This is a genomic window from Candidatus Phyllobacterium onerii (assembly GCF_028331445.1).
Classification (GTDB): Bacteria; Pseudomonadota; Alphaproteobacteria; order Rhizobiales; family Rhizobiaceae; genus Phyllobacterium; species Phyllobacterium onerii.
This window is the reverse complement of sequence record NZ_JAQMHX010000003.1, coordinates 306,503-322,959: the sequence shown is the minus strand read 5'-3', so window position 1 is coordinate 322,959 and position 16,457 is coordinate 306,503. Positions and strand designations below refer to the sequence as shown.

The following is a 16,457-nucleotide window of genomic DNA, read 5'->3' as shown; positions in this document are numbered from 1 at the left end:
GGTTCCTTGCGTGATTCTTTGTCGTATTTCAAACGCGGCAAAATTTGTCGTCAACGGCAAAAACAACTTGCCAAAATTCGATTTCTCACATAAACATATCTTTATGTCTTTTGAGGTGAATAATGGACAAGCGTAATCTCAATCTTGATCTGATGGTCGATACGCTGAAAGCAGCGGCCGAGCCAAGCCGTTTGCGTATTCTGGCGCTCTTGTCGCGCGGCGACCTGACAGTTTCAGACCTTACGACTATTCTCGGCCAGTCACAGCCACGTGTGTCACGCCACCTCAAGCTCCTGTTTGAAGCAAGCCTCATCAACCGTTATCAGGAAGGTTCCTGGGCTTATTTCCGTTTGGCAGAATCGCTGATCGTCGGCGACATCGCGCGCTCTCTTCTGGATCGTCTGGACAACGAAGATCCGCTGTTGGAGCGTGATCTTGAACGCCTTTCCTCAGTGAAGCTGCAGCGTCGTGAGCGTGCAGCTGCCTACTTCAGCGCCAATGCCACCAGCTGGGACGCGATCCGTTCATTGCATGTCCCGGATGGCGCGGTTGAGGACGCGCTCATCAAGATCGTCGGTCGCAAACCCTTCCAGGCCATGCTCGACGTTGGGACTGGCACAGGCCGCCTTCTGGAGCTTTTTGCGCCGCTCTATGTGCGCGGTGTCGGCATCGACATCAATCGCGACATGCTGACTATTGCCCGTTCAAACCTTGACCGCGATGGCATTACCAACGCGCAGGTTCGCCACGGCGACGTCTATTCGCTGCCGGTCGATCGGGAGTCGTTCGATCTCGTAACCATTCATCAGGTCCTGCACTTTCTCGACAATCCGGCGGAAGCAATCCGCGAAGCGGCGCGCGCGTTGCGGGCAGGCGGGCGAATGTTGATCGTCGATTTTGCCCCGCATGAGCTTGAGTTCCTGCGCGACAATCATGCGCATGTGCGTCTTGGATTCAATGACGGGCAGATGCGCGACTGGCTGACCGAGGCTGGATTGATGCTCGAAGAGAGTCGCGATCTACAACCGAAGGGCGATGACAAACTGACCGTCAAATTGTGGCTGGCACGCGACCCACGCCTGCTGATCGCCGATCCCGATTCAACCTCCCGCATAACGGAGAGCGTATAATGAGTTTTTTCCGCCAGTCCCGCCGTTCGGATATTGGGTCAAATATCCGTGTTTCGTTTGAGTTTTTCCCGCCGAAGACGGAAGTCATGGAAGAGCGGCTTTGGGAAACGGTGACGCGCCTTGCGCCACTCAATCCTGATTTCGTATCGGTGACTTACGGTGCCGGCGGCACCACTCGGGAGCGTACTGCCCGTACAATCAAGCGGATTTTGACTGAAACCGACGTCAATGCCGCCGCCCATTTGACCTGCGTCGATGCGACTAAGGAAGAAGTGGATACGGTTGTGCGCGAGTTTGCGGCCATGGGCGTCAAGCGCTTTGTGGCGTTGCGCGGCGATCCGGCCGGCGGCGTCGGCGCGCACTATAAACCAACTCCAGGTGGCTATGAGAACGGCGCCGAGCTGGTCGCGGGACTCAAAGCCTTCGCGGACTTCGACATTTCCGTCTCCGCGTATCCGGAAAAGCATCCAGAAAGTCCAGATTTTGCCACGGATATCGACATGCTGAAGCGCAAGGTCGACAATGGCGCGACGCGGGCGATCACGCAGTTCTTTTTCGAGAACGATCTTTATGAACGTTACGTTGAAAAGGTTCGCCGCGCTGGTATCTATATTCCGATCCTGCCCGGCATATTGCCGATCCATAATTTCACGCAGGTCACCAATTTTTGCTCGAAAGCCGGAACCCATATTCCCGCATGGCTTGCCGAGCGGTTTGACGGGCTGGACAATGACCCGCAGACGCACGCCTTGGTCTCGTCAGCGGTTGCCGCCGAACAGGTGCTCGATCTGGTCGAGCGCGGTATTCAGGATTTCCATTTCTACACAATGAACCGGGCTGATCTACCCTTCGCCATCTGTCATTTGATTGGCATTCGTCCTGGTGGCAGCAATGCGGTTGAGGCCAGTCTTGCCGGTGCTGCAGCCTAGGCAATTTGAAACGAAAACGGCCCGGTTGCTATAACCGGGCCGCCTTCCTGTTTTTTATTCGCTTAACGGTCAGAGACCATCTTCGTAGCGCTCTTATTTACAATCAGGGGATTAGTCCTACGACCATTGCACCAATAAATGCGAACGCTGCACAGATCATAAGGACATTCATCGATCGAGTTAGTCCCATCGCTCGTCTCCTGCAGTTAACCCATTTAGCATAGCGCAAATTTGCCACATAAAAAGCCCAAATATTGCGGTCTTGTGACATGGATAGTAGAAATTTTTTGCCGTCTAAACCTAAGTTTTTGAATTTAAACCCATTTAGAGCGGTGAAAAATATTCAAATCACGATAAAATGTTCCCAAAAGCGGTATATTTTTGCAGTGCAGCAAAAAGGTCACACAGGCGGGGTGTAGCTCGAACTTTGCCACAATTAGGCCAGAATTAAGCCGCGGACCCCGAGCAATAAGGCTAACGGTATATTGAAAACTTTAGGCTTTTTGGCGCTTTTGCAGTGCTGCGAACAGCCTGCCATCAATCGTCAACAATCCAAGAGCGATCAATGCCATGCCGAGGAAGTCCTGAAGCGCGAGCTCCTCGTCGAGAAAAATTGTTCCAAGCAGAATAGCACTGACTGGAACGATCAAAGTGACGAGTGATGCATTTGTTGCGCCGGCCGTCCGGACGATCGAAAAATAGAGGATATAGGCGAAAGCGGTCGACAGGAGGCCAAGACCGAGGATGGCCAACCAGACACCGGTATCGATGTTCGCTACGGCAGGAACGCCGTCGTAGATGAGCACCACGGGTATCATGATGAGCGTGGACGCGGTCATTTGACCGGTGGAGGTTACTGTGGGTGGCACTCCCTTGAAGCGCTTCGCCAGAATGCCGGCAAAAGCGTAGGAGAGGGTGGCGCCGATGACAGCAATTTCAGCCCAAAGCGGACCACCGGGACCCGTGAGAACACCAGGGCCGATCATGATGACGAGCCCGAATATGCCTAGGAGAATGCCGACGAGTTTGTTGATCGTGATCCTTTCGTCTACCGTAAGGATGGCAGCGACAACGACCGTCCAGATCGGTGTTGTGGCATTGAGGATCGACTCGACACCTGCGCCGAGAACCGTCTGCCCAATGAAGAGCAGGGAAAAGGGTATGACGTTCATCAGCAGGCCAAGGCCGGCGAACTCAAATGCATGATCCCGGTAGTCCCAAAACCGGATGCCGCGGCCAAGCAGATAGAGATGAAGTGCCAGAGCTGCTACCGCCACGCGAAAAAGAACCAACGTCAACGGGGGAACCACCTGAACCGCGACACGTGCAAAGAAGAATGATCCACCCCAGATTGCGCCAAGCAGGAGTAATTGCAACCATGCAAAGCTGGTCATGGCGAGAGGATTGGGCGACGTTGTTTGCGCGGTGGACACGGATAGATCCTTTCGACAGTGCTGTCTGAATAAGGTTTCTAGCTGTTCAACGGTATAAAACCACCCGATTCCAGCTGCAAGAAACCGACTTTCGTCTGTCACCTGTCCTTGATAAGAGTTTTGCATGACGCAGAACAAAACGATGCAACGATTCGCCTCAGCCCGTGAAGCAGCGCTTACCCTGCGGCCGGATCAGCCAGTCTACTGCTTTCGGCCGCAAGTTCTGATCGATGACGCGCACCAGTTCATGAAGATGTTCCCGGGCGAGACGGCTTATGCGGTCAAGACCAATGGCGAAAATCTTGTGCTCGAAACGCTGGCACGCAATGGCATCAGCGTTTTCGATGTGGCATCCCCGGGAGAGTTCGAAGCGGTGCGCAAGGTCGCACCGGATGCGCAGATGCTCTATATGCACCCGATCAAGGCGCAGTCGGATATTCGCCTGGCTCTCGAGACCTACGGCATTCGTGTTCTGGCAGTGGACCATGAGGATGAGATCGCCAAGGTAACCCGTATCGTGCGCGCACTCGATATCGATCCAGCGAGCATAACGCTGTACATACGGCTGCAAACCAAGGGACATGCCGCCTACGAGCTATCAAAAAAATTTGGTGCCGCACCGGCACATGCGGTCGAGCTTCTGCAGCGCGCCCACAAGATCGGCTACATGGTCGGCCTATGTTTTCATGTTGGCAGCCAGATCGAGGATCCCGACACCTATGAGCGTGCCTTGAGCTCGGCTGATTGGGTACGCAACCGCGCTGGGGTTCCCTTGGCGGGTCTCGACGTTGGTGGTGGCTTTCCGGCCGAGTATGGACATGACCCGAGACGCAAGCATGTCGAGATGCCTTCGCTTGGCCAACTGATGTCGCGGCTGCGGGGCGATATCAAGGAGTATGGTTTTGGTGATTTGCCCCTGGTGGCAGAACCGGGCCGGGTCATCGTCGCTCGGGCGTTTTCATTGATCGTGCGTGTTCTCTTACGCAAGGGCAGGCGACTCTACATCAATGACGGTATCTGGGCGTCGCTGTCGGATTCGTGGACCGGCAAGATCACGCTGCCTGCCCGCTTCATCCCAGATCCGGCCAAAAAGCACCGCCATGGCGATCCGAAGGAAATTGTGCCGTTCCGGGTGTGCGGCGCAACGTGCGACTCCGTCGATATCCTGTCACGCCCGTTCTGGTTGCCGGAAACGGTCGACACTGGAGACTGGATCGAGATCGGTAATATCGGTGCTTACTCGCTATCGCTGCGCACCCGCTTCAACGGCTTTTACCCCGACACGTTCGTCGAGGTGGAGACGCCCTTCGATGAGGGTGATCGACCGGAAGGTTTTGCCTCACTCGAGACGATGGCGCCTGCGCAGTAGGGTTAGAGCTTGCCGAGGAGTTCGGGTGTTGGCCATGCATCAGCGGGCAGACCGAGGCGGATCTGTTCGTCGCGCACCGCATCGCGGGTAAGAATGCCGAACACGCCATCGATCTTCGGGCCCATGTCGTGGCCGCGCGCCGCAAGCTTGTTCTGCAATTCCTTCATTTGTTCGGGATTGAGCCCGGCTTCAGGATTGGTTGGCTCCAGCGGGCCCGCGCCAGCCAAGCGGGTGGCAAAATAGGCTGCTGTGGTGGCGTAGATGATCGATTTGTTCCATTCGACGAAAATATCGAAGTTTGCATAGGAAAGGAAAGCGGGGCCCTTGCGGCCCATCGGAAGCAGCAGCGAGGCATCGCCATCGTCGGGACCGAGCGGTCCCTTCATACCGGTAACGCCCCACGCAGCCCATTTGGAGTGGGGCAGACGGTTGGTGCGCATGGCATTTTCCCAAGGCAGCTCCTGTGTAAGCTTCACTTCCTCCAGCCATGGCTCGCCCTTGCGCCAGCCCAAATCATGCATCACACGAGCAGCGGTCATGATCGCATCTGGTGCGCTGTGCTTCAGATCGACCTTGCCATCGCCGTCACCGTCGACGCCGCGCTCGAGATAATCGGTTGGCAGCATCTGCATCTGACCGATCTCGCCAGCCCAGGCGCCGGTCGTCTTGGCGTCGACGACACCGCTGTCAAAAAGCTTCAGAAGAGCGATCAACTGCGGGCGGAAAAGTTCTGGCCGGCGGCAATTGAATGAGAGCGTCAGGAGTGCGTTCAGCGTATCGAAATCGCCCTGAACCGCACCGAAATCCGTTTCAAGACCCCAGAATGCTGCGATCACCGGTCCTGGAACACCATACTCAGCTTCTGCTTTGGCAAAGGTATCCGCATATTTCTTGAGGTTTGCCGCGCCCTGTTTCAAGCGGTAATCGGACACCATGCGCGAGGAGAAAGTGAGGAAGGTCTGATTGAAGACGCCTTGGGCGCGGTCACGCTCAAGTACCTTGTCGTCCATCGAAGCCTTGAGAAGCTCACCCAAACCTCTATCGGTTACACCGGCTGCTTTTGCCTCGGCGATCAGTCCATTGAACCACGGCTCCAGTTCGCCCCCGCATGCAGGCTTTGCCACTACCGGCTGCGTCGGCGCCACCTGATCCAGGGCACGGGCAGTGCCGCATAGGGCAAAAAGGCTGACGGCAAGTGCAATCGATAGTTTGTTCATAAGAAAAATCTCATTGATAACGGGCGCGTGTTCACTACACGCAGAATTTTTCCTGCTAATGCACGAATATGTGGATGGCGTGAAGTCAAAGAAGTGCGAGAAAACGCTCGCGCTGAGCTTTATCGGACCTTGTTGCGCACCAGCCACTGTTTCCAGGCGCTTTCATTGCCTGCGAAAACATTGATATCCGCATCGCCGCGTATGCCGGGGATGGCTCCCGTCCCGGTATATTGCCAGAAAGTCCAGGGATGCGGTCCGTACTTCTCATCGGGGTGACCTGCCACCGAGCGCAACCAGAATGGATAATTGGCAAGCTGCTTCAGGTCGTTGTCGTCGAAGAAATCGACGGTCGTATAAATGATTGGCCGTTTGCCGTAATGACGTTCGAGGATGTCCAGGAAGGTACGCATTTCGCCGCGCACGACCGCAGCATTCGGCCTGAGCTTGCAGGTTGGAGAGGCGGCGTTCCACTCCATGTCGAGAACCGGGGGCAAAGCGCCGGGATCGTTAGGAACGTGCTCGATGAACCAGCGCGCCTGTTCCTTGGCGGTACGGCAGAAATAGTAGAAGTGATAGGCACCGCGAGGGATGCCTACGGCGCGCGCCGCTGCCCAGTTCTGGCCAAATCTTTCGTCGAACCTGTCGGCGCCTTCGGTCGCCTTTATGAAGACAAAGGAAATACGGCTGCTGCGTACCGTCTGCCAATCAACTGTGGATTGATATTTCGAGACGTCCGTTCCATGAATCGGATACCGCCACGGCGTCTTGCCGGTCCAGTCGTGAGGATCGCGATCACCGAAACGCGGCGCGCTTACATTGCCTGTCGGGGCGGCGATCTGCTGAACGGCCGAAGTTTGCTTTGGTGCGGAGAAGTCGTAGTCAACCGTGGTGCAGCCGGCGAGCAAGAGGGTCAATATACTGGCTGCAAGTCGTTTCATGAAGGAGTTCCGTATCGAATCGTGGACGGTGCGTCACAGGTACCTTACAGATGCGTCATTATGCTTAATAAAGATTGCATATCAGAAACTAGCCAAGGACAATTTAGCTATCTCATAAATTCCGCGTACTTTCAGCCATTTTGGACGAGATACGGTATCTAGTCGGGAATTGCAAAACCGCATTTCAAACTCTTTTTTCGGAACTTTTCTTGACTCCCCATTGACTCTACGCGTCGGCGATCTTGTCAAACGCAGTGCTCAATTGCACCTCAATCGCCTCGCTGGCCTTCTCATCGCGCTCGGCATTCGAGTGCAGATAAATGTTGTCCGCTGGTCCTTACCCTAGCATCAGCGGCGGTGATGCTCTCGGGTGGCATTGGGCAGCTTAACCTAATGATCATTCTTGGCTTGCTTACTATCGGGACGCAGCGTCGGCACGACAGCCAGAAATCAGGAGACCAGGAAATGCTCAAGTTCATATCCGCCGAAGGACAGATTGTTTACGTTAACCCCCATACGATCGTTGCGGTCCAGAAATATCCTGACGCGCAACATACAACCATTCACACTCTGGGGCCGCAAAGCCCTAGTCACTTCTGCATCCTGGTGAACGAAGAGCCCGAGGCCGTTGCAACGCAGTGGCGGGAAGCCATCAAACAGACTTTTCCTATTTAACTTTATCCTTTGCCGACAGGTACAGCGTCAATGGCACGACTGGCTTCAAGGTGAAGTTCTGATCAAGGTTCCAACAAAAAGGCGGTGGACTTTCGACCACCGCCAATCCGTTGGTATCAATCTGGATACCGGCGTCCATCAAACAAATGAAATATGCTTTAGGTCATCTTCAAAAGCCCGGTCAGCTGGAGTCTCAAGGGTCAGCTGACCGGGCTGTTGGGCCTTGGGGGCCCATGCCGACGCGGGGTGGTGTCGGCACCAAAGAGGATAGCCTTAATCAGACGATGCGAGATCGGACTAAAGGCCTACCAGTAAAAATCAAAAGTCCTACACATCGACTGAGTTTTCTCGATGGACAACACTAGGCACGCCTTAGCCTTGCGCCATCGCGTCGGCTTGCAACTAGTAGTGCAGGCTGCTGCCATTCTTTGCCATATTTTTCAGCGCCAGAATTCGTCCAGATAGTCAATGACCTCGCCGTCAGATCCTGCGACCTGGCTAAGCATCATCTGGTCGATCCAAAAGAGGATGGCCTTACGTATCTCCTGATCCTGCCAACCGGCTTCCCTGGCCTTCTCATGCACCCGGATGTAGGTACGGTGGTTGAATGGAAGGGCAATCTGATCCTTGAACATCTCCTCGATCGCGTCCGCACATTCAGCGCCGCGCCGAAGATAGGGGCCGTCCTCCTTGGGCGGCTTTATTTCGTATCGGGTATGATATGGAACATAGGACTCCTTGCGTTCTCTCATGGCATCACCTCATTATCAGGCGTTCTTAATCCAAGCCTCTTCCATGGCCTCTTCGCGATCGTCTCCACGCGAGCCAATAGGCGAGGCTAGGCACCCAAGTGCGTGGCCCTCTTGCCTCCGAGCCTCCTCGGACAATCGGCGAAACTCTTCGATGAAGCTAAACTGTTCGGCATGCTTGAAGTTCCCGCGGGGTAAACCGGTGGGGCTCGACGCTTCCCGTCCTATGCTGAAAGAGGGGCCCAACCGTGAGCCGTGCGCCTCTGGAGAGTGAGCGGGCCTGCGATCATCTCGATGAAGCTCTGGTGTCGGGTTATGGTTGCATTCTGCACGTAATGGTCGCTGCCAGCTGGCCGAGCGGCGCGACTAGTTCGGCGGACTCTTGAGAGGCCGTGCGAACTCACCACTTCCCGCATCGTTACAGTTACGTACTTGTTAATTGCCCACCGTAGGATTTCACTGGCCGAAAATAAAATACTCACGATCAAATCAAACGGTACCGTTGCCCACAAGCTCGGGTTCCCTTGGTTCTTGGTCCTGATGTCGGGAAGAACGCTCTCGGCGATTTGAGTTCTTGTGACGTACCTACATCTTAGAGATTTTGATGCGTCGAACACATCGTCGTGTTTTTTTCATTGAAAGCAGAACACAGGAGGAGATCATGCATTTATTAGTTCGGACTGCCCTGGCAGTTGCTGTCCTTACCGTTCCATGCGAGGCCCAGGATATGTTCAAGAAATATGGCAAGGCGGCCGGTTGGGACATATTTGTCAATGATAAGATGGGCCCTGGCTGCCTTATCGCCCGACAAAATGCCGACGATGGCGCACAGGTGGAGATCGGTATCAATGCAACCGCAAATCTGCGCGGCTATCTGGCGCTTTACTCCAAGAAGCCCGAAAAGATTACCGCAGGTGAACAGCTATCGGTAGTATTCGACGTCGATGGTGAGAAGTTCACGGGCGTTGCAACCGGCCAGGAGATGGAGGGATTCGACGGTGCATCCGTTCCCTTCAACGATCTCGATTTTATCTACAATCTTGCCAAGAAGAAAAAGCTGACGATCACCGCGAAAGGGCGTCAAACATTGGTGATTGACCTCACTGGTACCGACGCTGCGTTCAAGGCATTGCGCGCTTGTCAAGCCGCTCAGAAGAAGTAGCGGCGTCCGTCTGAAGGGAGAAGAGGAGCGGGTCGAAGCTTCCTGCTTCAGTTTAATGTCGATTCCGCATCTTTACATCAGATTGCGGAGTACATGGAGTACATAGCTCCGTACAGCAACGACATACCCGAAATCACGTCTACGGCCTGGTCGCGGAATTGGCATGATACGGCGAGGTTAACGAGCATATACGCGTTAGGCCCATTGATTTTACGGATAGGTCTTTAGTCCGATTTCTCTATCCTCGAAGAAGCCTATCTTTGGACTGTTGGCCCGGCTCTGTCGGCACGCAATTCATTGAGGAGGTGGACAATGGTTCAATTTAAAGTTGGTCTCGTCGCAGCAGCGTGTCTTGGTTTGTTTTTTGCCGGCGCAATGTGTGCAACCACCGATCATTTCAATCCCGTAGGTTCGGTCCTGGCCAAAAACGGCGGCGGCAATGGTGGCGGCAATGGCGGTGGAAACGGGAACAACGGTGGAAGCCATGGCAAGTCGTCCGACCGCGGCAATTCTGTAAATGCCCACGACAAAGCCAAAGTCGAGAAATCATCTCTGGACGCTGACGACGATAAAACTGGATTGGGTCCGCTGAACGCTGCGCATGCGTCTGCACGGGCAAGGGAACGGGCCGCACCGAACTCTTCCGTAGGCAAAATTGCAACCTACGAGCGCAGCCGGGAAGAGGCCTTGGCGCTGACTGACCCTGCGTTGCAGGAGCAGGCGCTTGACGATGCGGTTGCACAGCTTGAAACCGCCTTTGGCCGCACGCTCACTCCAGCGCAGGTCGATCGCATTGATGCATTGCTGGATGCGCGCCAATAAGATCTTACGGGATCTATATCTGCGGTAATCTTTCGACAGCGGCCTTCGGGTCGCTGTTTTCACGAGCAACCAACGGCGTCATGTTGGGAAGAATTTCTTCAGAAGTCGCGGAGTAGCCGAACATCGGGATGAATCTGGATTCACGTTTTGATTGCGTGAGGAAGTTTCTTGAGGGGTGAGATTGCGCCGGGTCTCCCGGCTCGTGCATAATTGCACGATGACAGACATTGCGGTAGCGGTGACCACGGCAACATAGAAACAAAAAACGGTGGCTCGCGACCGCTATGGGCAGACCAGTGCTACGATCGCACAGGCACCCAGAATGGAGATAAACAATGAAAGCATCGGGGTATCGGTGCCTACGTAACGTTCGAATATTGCCTCGATCAAATGGCTTTGGACCAACGCACCGTACACAGCCATGAATCTGCTGACCCGCTGGAATTCCCAGTCTCTTGCAAGGCAGTTTCTGCTCATTGGAGGGTTAGTCTCGGTGGGCGCGATGATTTTGATTGGCGCTTTTGTGGCGGGTCTGATTGAAGCTGCCGTGACTCGTAATTCGGCGGCGGCGACCGCTTTGTACGTGGACAGCGTTGTCGCGCCCATTCTTCCCGACATGCAAACCAATCAGATGCTCGACGAGACGGTTACGCGTGCGTTGGATGAGACGTTGGGGCAGGGGGCGTTGGCTAGCAGGCTCATGTCTTTCAGGCTCTGGCGAAGCGACGGGCTGGTTCTCTATTCCAATGACAAGGCGCTTATGGGCAAGCATTTTGCCGTCAGCGATGACCTGAAGACAGCGTTTGCTGGCAAGATGGTCGCTAATTTTAACAACGTTGACGATGTGGAAAGCGAAGCTGAGCGGGCGAGCGGCAAGCCACTTCTGGAGATTTATAATCCAGTCCTCCAACCTTGGTCGGGCAAAGTGGTCGCCGTATCGGAATTTTATGAGATAGCTGACGAATTTCAGCACAGTTTGGATCAGGCTCGCCTGCGCAGCTGGCTCGCTGTCGCCTTCTTTACACTAGCTTTTTTTCTGGTCTTGTCAGTTATCGTGTTCCGTGGAAGCAAGACCATCGACGACCAACGTCGGGACCTAAAGCAACGGGTGAGCGAACTTTCCGACCTGCTCCTGCAGAACAAGACGTTGCATGCGCGCGTCCAACGTGCCTCTCAACGCGCTGCTGCACTGAACGAAAGCTATCTCAGGCGCATAGGGGCGGATATTCATGACGGCCCCGCACAGCTCATGGCGTTCGCTGCGCTTAGGTTGGACAGCGATGTACTGGTTAATCCTGCTGTCTCGGAAGCAACGCGTGAGGGCGAAGTGATGGCGATAAAGGAAAGCCTGGACGAAGCAATGCGTGAAATCAGGAACATCTGCGACGGCCTTGTGCTGCCACATATAGAGGCGGCCGATTTGCCAGAAATCATCCAGCGGGCGGTTAAAGCCCACGAGTATCGTACCGGGTCGAGCGTTGATTTATCGATGTCAGGCACCCCGGCGCAACTCGAACCTTCCGCAAAAATTTGCATTTATCGCTTTATACAAGAGGCGTTGAACAATGGATTCCAGCATGGCGGAGGCATTGAACAGCGGGTTGTGGAAACTTTGCGAGGCGAACGCGTTGTAGTCGAGGTCTCTGACAGCGGGCCGGGATTCGATCCAGCCACTGGTCGTACCGGTATCGGACTTGCCGGGCTAAGAGATCGAGTGGAAAGTCTTGGGGGCCATTTTACAATAGAGTCTTCGGCACGAGGGACTAGGGTACGGATGTCACTGAATTTGGACGGACTGGAGCAGGTGTAATGACTGGACTAAGTATTGCAGTGATCGACGATCATCCGTTATTCAGGGAGGGCGTCAGGCGCAGCCTCGGCGAAATCAACGGCTTCCAGATCGTTGGAGAAGGCTGCACGAAGGAGGACGCGATCCGGATTGCCCATGATCACCGCCCGGACGTCATTCTAATGGACATCTCTATGCCAGGCGGTGGTCTAGACGCGATCTCTCCGATCCTCGACCATTTCCCCGACCAAAAGATCATCATGCTGACTGTGTCAGAGAGGAGTGACGATGTGACGAAGGCTCTGAACAGCGGCGCGAAAGCATATGTCCTCAAAGGCGTAGGCTCACGGGCGCTGGCTGAAATAATCCGAGCTGTTGCCTCCGGCGAAGGTTACGTTTCTCCGGCCCTATCGGCACGGATGCTATCGGATCTGTCATCCGTCTCCAATGCGCCCAATAAGTCTGATCCGATCTCCGAACTCTCCAGTCGCGAGTATGAGGTCTTGGATCTTGCCGCGGCCGGATTGAGCAACAAGCGGATTGCGCTGAAGCTCGACATTCACGAAAAAACTGTGAAACATCATATGGGACGCATATTTGCGAAACTTAACGTCACGAACCGGACGGAAGCTGCGATGGCACTGCGTGACGCTGGCCACGATATCCGCTTGGTATAATCGATCATTGCATGCTGCACCCAGCGTGCAAAACGATCAGCGGGCGAACGACTGTAATCTCGATTGATCGGAAATTGTTGCTGTGCGGTTAATGATGGTGCGCCCCCTCGCGTCCTTCATTGTGTAGCGCCCGGCCTCAATCCTTTCGCTCATTCCATTCTTGTGACGAACTTCAATCGAAGAGTCATCAACTTCCACGTTTTCGCGGGTAGCGGGTTTGGATTGATTGACTGTAGTGCCCTTTTCATCGCCGCTCTGGCCCGCATTGTCGTTTTTTCCGTCCTTGCCGTTATTACCTTTCCCGTTCCCTCCGCCGCTATTTCCACCGTCGCCGCCGTTGCTATTGCCTCCGCCCTTGCCGCCTCCATTACCGCCACCCTTGCCGCCGCCATTGCCTCCATCTTTTGCCCACGCCGATTGTGCGTGCAAACTCAGAGATCCACCATCAAAGGTGATTTCAAACGGCGTCGCCACCAATGCCGCCGCTACGAAAGCGCTACAAAGGACACGAGCCAGTCCAAAACAGGTATGCATAGTGCCTCCTAGAAGTTCTGTCCTCATAACAGAACGCAAGACAAAGGGAAGGTTTGGTCTCGGTTGCGGCTCAAAGCAACTGCAGTCACAGAAGTGGCGGGCCTCAAGAGGGCTTCCCCGAATTTGGCATGTGGCGTTCGCGTGTCAACATCGCCATACCCTTCCATACCAAACGATTGCCTCGCGGTATTCCGACTTTGGTCCGATCGTCGATTGTCATAAGTCTCATCCTTCGCTGGTCTGAAGTCCGAAGAGGAACGCGACCGCCCTTAGAGTCCGTCGAGCCGAGCCTCTTCATTGCTGAACAGCAAATCAGACTTTGGTCTGATCTTGGGCTTGGCATAAGTCCGACGCTTCCTAGGGCTGAAGCCCAACGGTGGAACGAAGTCGCCAGTCCTGGGTTGGCGTGGGGGATTGCCGCGCATATGAAGAGTTGATTTTGCCATTCAAAACACGAAACGAGCCAGCTTCTTGAGAACCACTCGAAAGGACTTCTTGTGACGACGAAAACAATTCGAGAATCCGAAGAACTTGAAAAACTTCCCATTGGAGGGCTCTTGAAACGATCGTTCGATGTGTTTGCCGCGATCCTTGCCCTTATCCTACTCAGCCCACTGTTTTTACTGCTCTCATGTCTGGTTAAGTTGTCGGATGGTGGACCTGTTCTCTATGGCCATCGCCGCATCGGGCGTGGTGGGAATGCGTTCTATTGCCTCAAATTTCGTACCATGGTTACAGACGGTGATGCCGTCCTTGAAGCCCATTTCGCTGCAAATCCGGCGGCACACGCAGAATGGGTGGCGATGCGAAAGCTGCAGGTCGATCCACGCGTCACCACACTCGGCATCGTGTTGCGGAAATTGAGCCTCGACGAATTACCTCAGCTGGTTAACATTCTTCGCGGCGAGATGAGTCTGGTTGGGCCGCGTCCTGTAGTGAAGGATGAGATCGAGCTCTATGGTTCCGCCGCAACCTATTATTTCAAATCGCGCCCTGGCCTGACTGGTGTGTGGCAGATCAGCGGGCGTAATGACGTCAATTATGACGAACGGATTGCTTTCGATAAGCATTACGTTGAAAACTGGTCTTTTCAGAAAGATATCATAATCATTCTCAAGACCATTCCCGCCGTATGTGCGTCTCGCGGATCGTATTAATACAGCTTGGTGGGCCGGATAGAATCGAGTGCAGCGCTCACCGCAAAGGGAAACGATTCTGCCAAAGAAAAAGACGATTAGTCGAGTTCGTCAGCCGTTTTTATGCTCGTAAAGTTGGTCCATACTCAATGAGGCTACTTCGGCAAATCGAGCCTGGCTCTTCACGTGACCGCCACTGAGGATCACAACATCATCGCAAAATGCAATCGTGCTCCTATGATGACTGATCACGATCGTTGTACGCCGTCCTGCCCTCGATTTTAGCGTCTCGACGATCGCTGCTTCCGAGAGACCGTCGACAGCATTTGTGGCTTCGTCCAGAATCAGGATGTCGGGATCGCGCACCATTGCTCTTGCCAGTGCAATGCGTTGCCGCTGTCCGGCCGACAGGTTGACGCCTCTGTAGCCAACGATCGTTTGATATCCGTATGGCAGGTTTTCTATAAACTCGTGTGCCTCGGCCAATTTTGCCGCGCCCTCCGCTTCGGCGGCTGTCGCCAGGTCTTGCCCGTAAGTGATGTTCTCCAGAATCGTACCGTCCACAAGTTCCAGGTCCTGGCTTGCCAGCGCGATCTGGCTTCGCCATTGGACGGGGTCGATCTGGCTCAAGGGCACGCCATCAACGATGATCTGCCCCTCATCCGGATCCACAAATCTGCACAAAAGGTTTACCACGGTGGTTTTGCCGGCACCTGATCGACCGATGATTGCTGTCGAGCAACCGCTGCGGATTTCGAAGGTCGCGGAATGCAACACCGCGGCGCGGGAACCTGAACCAGGGTATTTAAAGGTCACACCGTCGAATTGCATCCGTTGACGTAAGCCTTGGGCCGGCTGCGTGCCCGTTGGAGGTTCTGGCTTATCTGACGAATCCAGCAGCCATCTCACTTCTTCCAGTGACCCGCTCCAACCCTGGATCTGGCTCCACGACAATTGCAGGGCACGCATATGCGGCTGCAGCCGGTAGAGGAGGACGATGAATGCGACGATAACCGGAAAACTCACATTCACGAACCAGGCAACCACGACGACTGCCAAGAACAGCATCGCATGCAGGACCTCGGTCAGCGGCGGTAGTGCCCCCTGCCGGGTTTGGAGGACAAAGCCAGCCCGGCGAACGGCGTCGGATGCTTTGTCGAAAACCGCCTTTTCACGCCGCTCCTGCCCGAAGATACGGATCAGCCGGCCGGCGTGTACGAGGTGGAGCATTCTTGATGCAAGTTCGCTATTGAGCGATGTGACACTACGGCTCGGGTCTTTCAGACTAGCCGAAAGAATGGCGTGCGCCAGTTGGACCAGCGCCAAACCCAGCGCCACGAACAATGTCATCTGCCAGGACAGAAGCAGAAGGAACCCCAGTAGAATGATGGCGGCCGACGCGCTCACAATCGACGCGAGGACGGTCTGGATGGCATCCGAAGCCCGCCACGACTCATTGGAGATGATATTCAGCAATCGCCCCGGACTCTGTTGCAGGAAGAACGGGTATCCGATGCTGAGGAGCTGCTGTGAGAGCGCGCTTCGAATGGAGTGGCTGGCTTTACCGTAGATGTATGTCGTGAGCACGGTGTTCGAAAATGCCAAAACGTTCTTCAGCGTGATCAAGGCGAGGACAATGACCGCGATTACAACGAGTCGTTCTCCATCATCCAACCCCGATCCGACTTGTTGGAAGACAGCAGAGAGGCCGGCCATTCCCGCGTCATTCTCATGACCGGCAATGATGCTCAGCATGGGAATGACGAGACCTATACCGGCGCCTTCGAGCGCAGCGCTGCTCAGACCGAGGATGACCACAGCGGAAAGCAGGGGCAATTGGCGCCCCAGCGCGTCTCGGAGCATCTGCGTGCCTGGCAATACGAATTGCAACATGGTG

At 54.8% G+C, this 16,457-nt stretch carries 15 protein-coding genes; 9 read left to right on the top strand and 6 right to left on the bottom strand.

What is annotated here, in order from left to right:
* Window positions 1-122 precede the first annotated feature (122 nt).
* Together PHA01_RS09585 and metF are read left to right on the top strand one after the other, a co-directional pair.
* Window positions 123-1,130 carry an ArsR/SmtB family transcription factor gene (locus PHA01_RS09585; protein ID WP_271894772.1) on the top strand — a complete coding sequence of 336 codons (1,008 nt, stop codon included), beginning with the start codon at window positions 123-125 and terminating at the stop codon, window positions 1,128-1,130.
* Window positions 1,130-2,059 carry a methylenetetrahydrofolate reductase [NAD(P)H] gene (metF, locus tag PHA01_RS09580; RefSeq protein WP_271894771.1) on the top strand — a complete coding sequence of 310 codons (930 nt, stop codon included), beginning with the start codon at window positions 1,130-1,132 and terminating at the stop codon, window positions 2,057-2,059. The genes PHA01_RS09585 and metF overlap by 1 nt, the downstream gene beginning before the upstream one ends.
* Window positions 2,060-2,553: 494 nt before the next feature.
* Here metF and PHA01_RS09575 read toward each other — a convergent pair whose 3' ends face one another.
* Window positions 2,554-3,492, bottom strand: coding sequence for a DMT family transporter (locus tag PHA01_RS09575; RefSeq protein WP_271894770.1), 939 nt, complete (start codon window positions 3,490-3,492; stop codon window positions 2,554-2,556).
* Window positions 3,493-3,634: 142 nt separating this feature from the next.
* On the opposite strand from PHA01_RS09575, the gene PHA01_RS09570 reads away from it, so the two are divergent.
* A complete protein-coding gene (locus PHA01_RS09570; RefSeq protein WP_271895072.1) occupies window positions 3,635-4,861 on the top strand; it encodes an alanine racemase in 1,227 nt (408 codons plus the stop codon).
* A 2-nt stretch (window positions 4,862-4,863) separates the two neighbouring features.
* On the opposite strand, the gene PHA01_RS09565 is transcribed toward PHA01_RS09570, so the two are convergent.
* Together PHA01_RS09565 and PHA01_RS09560 are read right to left on the bottom strand one after the other, a co-directional pair.
* Window positions 4,864-6,078 carry a lytic murein transglycosylase gene (locus PHA01_RS09565; protein WP_271894769.1) on the bottom strand — a complete coding sequence of 405 codons (1,215 nt, stop codon included), beginning with the start codon at window positions 6,076-6,078 and terminating at the stop codon, window positions 4,864-4,866.
* A gap of 119 nt (window positions 6,079-6,197) precedes the next feature.
* Window positions 6,198-7,016 carry a glycoside hydrolase family 25 protein gene (locus PHA01_RS09560; protein ID WP_271894768.1) on the bottom strand — a complete coding sequence of 273 codons (819 nt, stop codon included), beginning with the start codon at window positions 7,014-7,016 and terminating at the stop codon, window positions 6,198-6,200.
* Between the two features lie 393 nt (window positions 7,017-7,409).
* On the opposite strand from PHA01_RS09560, the gene PHA01_RS09555 reads away from it, so the two are divergent.
* On the top strand, window positions 7,410-7,691 hold the full coding sequence (locus tag PHA01_RS09555) for a hypothetical protein (protein WP_271894767.1): 282 nt from the start codon (window positions 7,410-7,412) through the stop codon (window positions 7,689-7,691).
* A gap of 440 nt (window positions 7,692-8,131) precedes the next feature.
* On the opposite strand, the gene PHA01_RS09550 is transcribed toward PHA01_RS09555, so the two are convergent.
* Window positions 8,132-8,443 (bottom strand): hypothetical protein, encoded by a 312-nt coding sequence (locus PHA01_RS09550; RefSeq protein WP_271894766.1) that lies wholly within the window; start codon window positions 8,441-8,443, stop codon window positions 8,132-8,134.
* 658 nt (window positions 8,444-9,101) lie between these two features.
* On the opposite strand from PHA01_RS09550, the gene PHA01_RS09545 reads away from it, so the two are divergent.
* From PHA01_RS09545 to PHA01_RS09530, 4 genes are all read left to right on the top strand, one after another.
* On the top strand, window positions 9,102-9,602 hold the full coding sequence (locus tag PHA01_RS09545) for a hypothetical protein (protein WP_271894764.1): 501 nt from the start codon (window positions 9,102-9,104) through the stop codon (window positions 9,600-9,602).
* Window positions 9,603-9,914: 312 nt separating this feature from the next.
* Window positions 9,915-10,424 (top strand): Holotricin-3 precursor, encoded by a 510-nt coding sequence (locus PHA01_RS09540; RefSeq protein ID WP_271894763.1) that lies wholly within the window; start codon window positions 9,915-9,917, stop codon window positions 10,422-10,424.
* A gap of 421 nt (window positions 10,425-10,845) precedes the next feature.
* Window positions 10,846-12,234 carry a sensor histidine kinase gene (locus PHA01_RS09535; RefSeq protein WP_271894758.1) on the top strand — a complete coding sequence of 463 codons (1,389 nt, stop codon included), beginning with the start codon at window positions 10,846-10,848 and terminating at the stop codon, window positions 12,232-12,234.
* Window positions 12,234-12,890: a response regulator gene (locus PHA01_RS09530; protein WP_271894757.1), complete on the top strand. Its 657-nt coding sequence runs from the start codon at window positions 12,234-12,236 to the stop codon at window positions 12,888-12,890. Before PHA01_RS09535 ends, PHA01_RS09530 begins: the two co-directional genes overlap by 1 nt.
* A gap of 36 nt (window positions 12,891-12,926) precedes the next feature.
* Here the strand turns inward: PHA01_RS09530 and PHA01_RS09525 are convergent, their stop codons facing one another.
* On the bottom strand, window positions 12,927-13,424 hold the full coding sequence (locus PHA01_RS09525) for a hypothetical protein (RefSeq protein ID WP_271894756.1): 498 nt from the start codon (window positions 13,422-13,424) through the stop codon (window positions 12,927-12,929).
* A gap of 497 nt (window positions 13,425-13,921) precedes the next feature.
* On the opposite strand from PHA01_RS09525, the gene PHA01_RS09520 reads away from it, so the two are divergent.
* Window positions 13,922-14,581, top strand: a complete 660-nt coding sequence (locus PHA01_RS09520; RefSeq protein WP_271894755.1) for a sugar transferase — start codon at window positions 13,922-13,924, stop codon at window positions 14,579-14,581.
* Between the two features lie 90 nt (window positions 14,582-14,671).
* Here PHA01_RS09520 and PHA01_RS09515 read toward each other — a convergent pair whose 3' ends face one another.
* Window positions 14,672-16,453: an ABC transporter ATP-binding protein gene (locus tag PHA01_RS09515; RefSeq protein WP_271894754.1), complete on the bottom strand. Its 1,782-nt coding sequence runs from the start codon at window positions 16,451-16,453 to the stop codon at window positions 14,672-14,674.
* Window positions 16,454-16,457: the final 4 nt, after the last annotated feature.